This window comes from Paenibacillus sp. GCM10027627, assembly GCF_042675505.1.
Taxonomy (GTDB): domain Bacteria; phylum Bacillota; class Bacilli; order Paenibacillales; family Paenibacillaceae; genus Pristimantibacillus.
Genome location: NZ_JBHTHB010000011.1, coordinates 1 through 6480 on the forward strand (window position 1 = coordinate 1; position 6480 = coordinate 6480).

Sequence of the window (6480 nt, forward strand, 5' to 3'; positions counted from 1 at the left end):
AACGTCTCGTGCCGGCGATCGAGCTCCAGCTGACGGCAGCGTCCGCGATGACGTCGGCTGCAGCTCCTCCGGATCCGTCGCCGGTGTAGCAGCTGGTCAATCGATTGGCCGACCCGGCTGCGCTCCAGGAACGTCTCGTGCCGGCGATCGAGCTGCAGCTGACGGCAGCGTCCGCGATGACGTCGGCTGCAGCTCCTCCGGATCGCCGCCGGTGCGCAGCAGCTGGTCAATCGATTGGCCAACCCGGCTGCGCTCCAGGAACGTCTCGTGCCGGCGATCGAGCTGCAGCTGACGGCAGCGTCCGCGATGACGTCGGCTGCAGCTCCTCCGGATCCGTCGCCGGTGTAGCAGCTGGTTAATCGATTGGCCAACCCGGCTGCGCTCCAGGAACGTCTCGTGCCGGCGATCGAGCTGCAGCTGACGGCAGCGTCCGCGATGACGTCGGCTGCAGCTCCTCCGGATCCGTCGCCGGTGTAGCAGCTGGTTAATCGATTGGCCAACCCGGCTGCGCTCCAGGAACGTCTCGTGCCGGCGATCGAGCTGCAGCTGACGGCAGCGTCCGCGATGATGTCGGCTGCAGCTCCTCCGGATCCGTCGCCGGTGTAGCAGCTGGTCAATCGATTGGCCGACCCGGCTGCGCTCCAGGAACGTCTCGTGCCGGCGATCGAGCTCCAGCTGACGGCAGCGTCCGCGATGACGTCGGCTGCAGCTCCTCCGGATCCGTCGCCGGTGTAGCAGCTGGTTAATCGATTGGCCGACCCGGCTGCGCTCCAGGAACGTCTCGTGCCGGTGATCGAGCTGCAGCTGACGGCAGCGTCCGCGATGACGTCGGCTGCAGCTCCTCCGGATCCGCCGCCGGTGCGCAGCAGCTGGTCAATCGATTGGCCAACCCGGCTGCGCTTCAGCTATGTATAAATAAAAAATAGCTGACACCGCAAGAATTCGGCATCAGCTTTACATTCTGGGATTATGAATTTGCTGTTCTAATCGCAGTATAAAAAGGTTCTATAACTTTCGTCCAATCTAACTCTCCGTTTGCAACTCTATCAAGTTCCGACTCCATATTCGCAGTGAATCTAAGATCAATTAGTGATGGAAATGTAGATTGAAGAGTTTGACAAACTTTTCCCCCTAATTCTGTTACTATAACTTTTCCTTTTACGATTTGAACATACTTGCGTAATAACAACTGATCCATGATTTGTGCATACGTTGATGGACGACCGATTCCCCACTTTTCCAGCGCTTTAATTAAACTTGCTTCAGTGTAAGCAGCCGGTCCTTTGGTCTGGTGCTTTTTGGCCTCCAGATCCTTGATACGGATGATGTCTTCTTTTTCAATGCCTTCTAATCCAAGCTGCAGACGCTGCCCATTTTCATCGTTTGCTAGCAGATCTCGCCATCCTCGAAACAAAATGCGGCTGCTGAAAGCCCTAAACCGGGTCTCATAAGCGTTATCCCATCCCGATATAGTAACATTTGTTTCGTGATGTATGGCAGAAGCCATTTGAGAGCCTAAAAATCTAGTATAAATAAGCCTGTACACCTTTTGCTGATCGCCAGTCAACACCTGCTTTGCCTTGTCTGGTGTGAAGTTAATATCTGTCGGTCGTATACATTCGTGCGCGTCCTGTGCATTTTCATTTGCTTTGTATTCCACATGTTCATCTCTGACAAACTTTTCTCCATACTGGCCTCTAATAAAATCAGCAGCCTCCCTTTCCGCCGTAGCATCCACCCTGGGAGAATCGGTTCTCATGTATGTAATAAAGCCATGGCCTTGTACACCCTCAAACAATTCTTGTGCTATACTCATAGTTTTTTTGGGGCTGAAACCCAACTCGCTCGAGCTAAGCTGCAGCATAGTTGTCGTAATTAGTGGAGCCGGTGGCCTGTATTTTTTCGTTTGAATAGAGACTTCATTAACCTCGAATTGTGACTGTTTCAAATGTTCAGCGATTGCTTGAACTTCAGATTTTTCCATGATGGGTTCTGCCTCGACACTTTTGTTCCCGCGATAAATAAGCGCAGCGTTAAACAATAAGTCTGGATGTCTCTGAAACGTTGCATTCATCATCCAATACTCCTTAGATTCAAAACGATTCATTTCGTCCTGACGATCAACGACTAATTTTAAAGCTGCTGATTGCACCCTGCCTGCAGAAAGGCCAACATTCCCTTTCAATCTTGCCCACAACATCGGAGAAATTTCATATCCAGCCATTCGGTCAAGCACTCTTCTAGCTTGTTGCGCCATGGCCATATTCATATCTAAATCACGCATGTTTGCTAGTCCCTTTCGGACACCTTCCATTGTGATCGCGTGAAAAACCGCTCTTTTACACTTTTTCCTGAGGCTAATCGGCAACGATTCATAGATATGATAAGCAATTCCTTCCCCCTCGCGATCCGGATCCGTAGCTAGCACGATACTTTGGACATGTTCTCCTGCAGCCTTAACTTTAGCGATGACCTCATTCTTCCCTCGAATGAAGTGTAGTTTGGGCTTAAAATTATTTGCGTAATCGATAGCGATCTCATTTTTGGGCATCTCCTTGATATGTCCATAAGTAGCCAGAACCTTACAATTTAGCATTGACTGTATATGCTTGGCCTTTGTAGGCGATTCCACAATGATCAACATCAACATGCATCATCCCTCCATTTATTCTCCTCGTGAAGATCTGCGTTTGTAGTTAATTTCGTCCATGTAGTAGAGCTCTATTACCTTTTGATGAACTATCGGACGTGATCCTGACTTAAAGACGAGACCCACATCCATATAAGCCTGAAGCTTAGCCTTGCCATCTTCACCGGGCCGACAATCCCTTTTTATCGTCCCTTGAGGAAGATCGTATTTTTCCTCCAGGACACTCCCCAGTTGATACTGCGGACCTCGGCTCCTGCATACAGGGCAAATTTTTAATCCGCCTATGGATACAACCGGTTCCTCATCAAAGGGGCGATCACAGAATTCACAACGATGAACTGCATGTTTCCCCCTTAATGTGTTCAGCTTCTCCTCTGCTTGGTTAATTTTTAAATCTAAATCGTTAGCAACCGCTGTGAGGCTGTAATCCACAGGGTTTAATTGTTTAATGTAATCACGTGCGCTTTTCATTTGCTCGATTGATTTGACATAACGGGCAATCAGATCCATGAAACATCCCTCCTGGCTGTATTTTAATCCATTTAGGGATTAATGTATTCATTTACGGATTAAAACACCCGTGGAACATTGTTTGTGAAACATTTTGAATAAATAAAAGCAAAGGGGAAGGATCCTCCTTTGCTTTTTGGATCTAATCTTATTGACGGACGGACATGGGGTGGTAGCTTCTTGCCGGTTTTCGAACTCGAAATACCCGGACTCGAGCTCGTAGCCTATACTCGCCAGGAAAAACTTCATCGCCTTCAAGTAAATGGCCAAAACATAACCAGGTAATCAATAGGGCCATAAACACAACAAAGATTGTCCATCCAACAATTCCAATTAACAACTCCATCTGTACATCCTCCTGCATCGTTTGATAGTATGGAGGAGATGAACTAGGGCCTTCCAAACCTTGTTCTTCTCCAAAAAGCCGCCGGCCTAACGGTGGCTTTTTTGTATTTACACTTGTTACCAATTATAAGTCATGACTTTTTAAAAAGTCAATACGTAGTTTTGAACTTTCATATTTCGGCGAAATTAACTGTAACAATTCAAATTCGATTGTTTACAATAATATTCTACTTGTTTACACCGATTTTCTTAATGTTACACTAATTAACAATCAAATACTTAATAAAATAGGCTGCTTGAGGTGATTCCCTCAAGCAGCCTATCCGGAACCTATTCAGAATTCTGTTCATGATATTTGTCTATGAACGTCTTTATATAGCGTTCTTTCTCTTCCACGTTTTCAACTTTATGAAATAAACCTTTTCTTAAAAATCTGACTTTAGCCGGTTGCTCCTGCCAGCTCTTGAGTGCTTCCTCCCGCAATTTCCTTGCTTGACGACTTTCCGTTACTCGTTGGTGTTTTAATGATGAAAATAGCTCCTGCATACGCTTGGCCACAACCTCATCAACCAATTGTGCCAAACGGAGATCACGTTCATGAAATTCCCTGGAAAGAACTTCTTGCAAGCCGCCTTGATAATCGAATATTTGAGTTTCAGCAGACGTCATTCCTTCCGGGAATGGCCGTAAATCCATGATTTCAGGCAACTCAATAAAAATCGCATCTAAAGCCCATGCTGTCTTTCCGCTGGTACTTCTTTTCTCGCGAATGTACCGGGCAACTTTAAGATCAAGCTCATCGTAAACCTTCTCTCCTTTAATTCTAGTAATATAATGCAGCTCTTTTTCTTCGAGTTTCTTAAACCAAATATCAACTGTATTTGCATGTTTTCCTACCAGTGAAGCGAACTCACTTATTCCCCAAACGTTTTCATTCATTATTTCTCCTCCAATCACCCGCAAATATGGACCACATGTGTTCTACAGGCCATATGTGACTCACAATAGTAAATCAACTCATCTCTACCGCTTGATGTCGCAATCGCCTCAAGTGGCCTATAGTCCATATATGACCTACATTCCATGAATCATTTAGCCCACATAGGCCCCATAAATCACATATGACCTACATTGACAAAGACTCCTGGGGCGCATATGTGATTCACAAGCCACATATGGCCTACAAATCACTTAAAACACGTTCTGTTAAGCAAAGCTTTTTATCTTAAATTCCACAAATAAGAATTTTTTCCTTTTTTCATTGTGAGACTAGCAGGATATTTCGCGTGAATCGCAGAAGTGTGTAAAACAGGGTTTATAGTTACACAACATTTTCGCACATCCCTCCACACATTACACACTTTTAATTATATATTGTGTAATCTAAAAGTATGTGGTACGATATGAGTGTGTAATAAATAACAATATGTGTGTAATGGAGGAGATTTAATGGCAAAGAGTACAAAAACCAACCTGCCTACTTATGTGGTGGCTATGGACACCGGTAATGGACTTAATAAAATCGTATCGGATAACAACAAACGTGATCATTACGAGGCGGTTTTGGGAAGATACACTGCTCCTCAAGGTAATACTAGGATGTCCAAACGCAGCACTGCGACTACTTACCGAGTAGATTCCGATCCGCAAGAGTGGGTTGTAGGATATCAAGACATTCAATCATACAAGCTGGAACCTATCCCTGTTTACTCTCGAAACAGTCTCAGTCGTTATTCCCAGCCCTTATTTGCAACATACGCAAAGGTTGGGCTAGCAAAGGCAGTAGAAGGTGCTGACGATATGCTTCCAATTCTTCTTGTAACATCAACCCCTGCGTATGACTTTCACAACCCTGGCGTGCGTGAGCAACTTAATAAAGTCTTCCATGACCTACATAAAGTCCACGTTAACGGTGAACGCAAGGTGATTAATGTCGTTCAATACGAGCCAATGAGTGAAACTGAGGCTATTCTATACGATCTCTATTTCGATGATAATGGCGAAGTAGCTGACGAAAAAATTGCGGATGAGGATGTCCTAGTCATCAATTGTGGCTATGGAACAACCGACATAAGCCGCTATAGCGAGATGGAATATATTCGTATGGACAAGGAAACCTTGCACACTTCATTTCTTGACGTGTATAAACGCTGTTCTGCTTGGCTCACTAAGGCGTTAGGGAAACAAATCGATATACAAGAAGTCGCTAGACAACTAGAACCTCAGAAAGAGAAAAAGAACAAATCATTCAATTTTGTTGGGACAGATGTTGAAAATTTCAACGAGGTGTATGATCAAGCTATTCATGGTGTTTTCGAGGATCTACGTACCGAACTGAACAGCATTATTGACGATCCTGATTTGTTCAATCGCATTGTAGTTGTTGGTGGTCCAGTTGAAGAATGGGGTCATCTCTTTAAAAACTGGAACTCCAATCGTGTTCAAATTCCTGAAGATCCTCAATTTGCGCCTGTTCGCGGCATGTATAAGTTTGGCAAATTCTTTGTAATTCCAGATTTACATGCTGCTCAAGCTGAAATTGCAAGTACAAAGGACTGATCTAATTGTCACGCATACAACTACTGGCAAGCCAAAAAATACAATCGTGGTGGTTGGAAAGCCAAAAAGATCCAAAACGCCAAGAAAAACTACGATCCGCGACAGAAATTGGGTTAGAAATTATTAGCGGTTCGAAAGTGGCCATCGATGCCGATAAAATGGAACTGTATGACGCTATTGAAAAACTGATTAAGTCAGGTTTGATAACAAATGGGGGAGGAATTTCTCTCCCACAGTTACAAGCAAAACAAAATAGTGAAGCACCGCCTGATATTTCAGTGCCGACACAAGAATCAGCAAAAGAATCAGCAAAAAAACCCGATTTGAACAAAATCGGTAGACTTCGCAGATCCTCTCTTGAATCAGATTAAACAGGTGCCCTCGAACGTTTTCGAGGGCACCTGTTTTATTTGGGG

General features: G+C 45.0%; 6 protein-coding genes. 3 read left to right on the forward strand and 3 right to left on the reverse strand.

The window, feature by feature from the left end; genetic code table 11:
- Positions 1 to 137: 137 nt before the first annotated feature.
- The gene (locus ACFQZE_RS23505) at positions 138 to 359 is read left to right on the forward strand and encodes a hypothetical protein (RefSeq protein WP_379361728.1); all 222 of its coding nucleotides are present in this window, start codon (positions 138 to 140) and stop codon (positions 357 to 359) included.
- A 608-nt stretch (positions 360 to 967) separates the two neighbouring features.
- Here the strand turns inward: ACFQZE_RS23505 and topA are convergent.
- The 3 genes from topA to ACFQZE_RS23520 form a co-directional block, all read right to left on the reverse strand.
- Positions 968 to 2650: a type I DNA topoisomerase gene (topA, locus tag ACFQZE_RS23510; protein ID WP_379361730.1), complete on the reverse strand. Its 1683-nt coding sequence runs from the start codon at positions 2648 to 2650 to the stop codon at positions 968 to 970.
- Positions 2651 to 2665: 15 nt separating this feature from the next.
- Positions 2666 to 3160: a hypothetical protein gene (locus ACFQZE_RS23515; protein ID WP_379361732.1), complete on the reverse strand. Its 495-nt coding sequence runs from the start codon at positions 3158 to 3160 to the stop codon at positions 2666 to 2668.
- A 675-nt stretch (positions 3161 to 3835) separates the two neighbouring features.
- Positions 3836 to 4444, reverse strand: a complete 609-nt coding sequence (locus ACFQZE_RS23520; RefSeq protein WP_379361734.1) for a hypothetical protein — start codon at positions 4442 to 4444, stop codon at positions 3836 to 3838.
- Between the two features lie 510 nt (positions 4445 to 4954).
- Between ACFQZE_RS23520 and ACFQZE_RS23525 the strand changes: the two genes are divergently transcribed.
- Positions 4955 to 6064: a ParM/StbA family protein gene (locus ACFQZE_RS23525; RefSeq protein WP_379361736.1), complete on the forward strand. Its 1110-nt coding sequence runs from the start codon at positions 4955 to 4957 to the stop codon at positions 6062 to 6064.
- Between the two features lie 5 nt (positions 6065 to 6069).
- Entirely contained in the window at positions 6070 to 6435 is a 366-nt protein-coding gene (locus ACFQZE_RS23530; RefSeq protein WP_379361738.1) for a hypothetical protein, read from the forward strand.
- The last annotated feature ends 45 nt before the right edge of the window (positions 6436 to 6480 follow it).

Excerpts from the sequence above, each read along its gene's own strand:
- topA (WP_379361730.1), bottom strand. The coding sequence starts at position 2,650 with ATGTTGATGTTGATCATTGTGGAATCGCCTACAAAGGCCAAGCATATA.
- ACFQZE_RS23515 (WP_379361732.1), bottom strand. The coding sequence starts at position 3,160 with ATGGATCTGATTGCCCGTTATGTCAAATCAATCGAGCAAATGAAAAGC.
- ACFQZE_RS23520 (WP_379361734.1), bottom strand. The coding sequence starts at position 4,444 with ATGAATGAAAACGTTTGGGGAATAAGTGAGTTCGCTTCACTGGTAGGA.
- ACFQZE_RS23525 (WP_379361736.1), top strand. The coding sequence starts at position 4,955 with ATGGCAAAGAGTACAAAAACCAACCTGCCTACTTATGTGGTGGCTATG.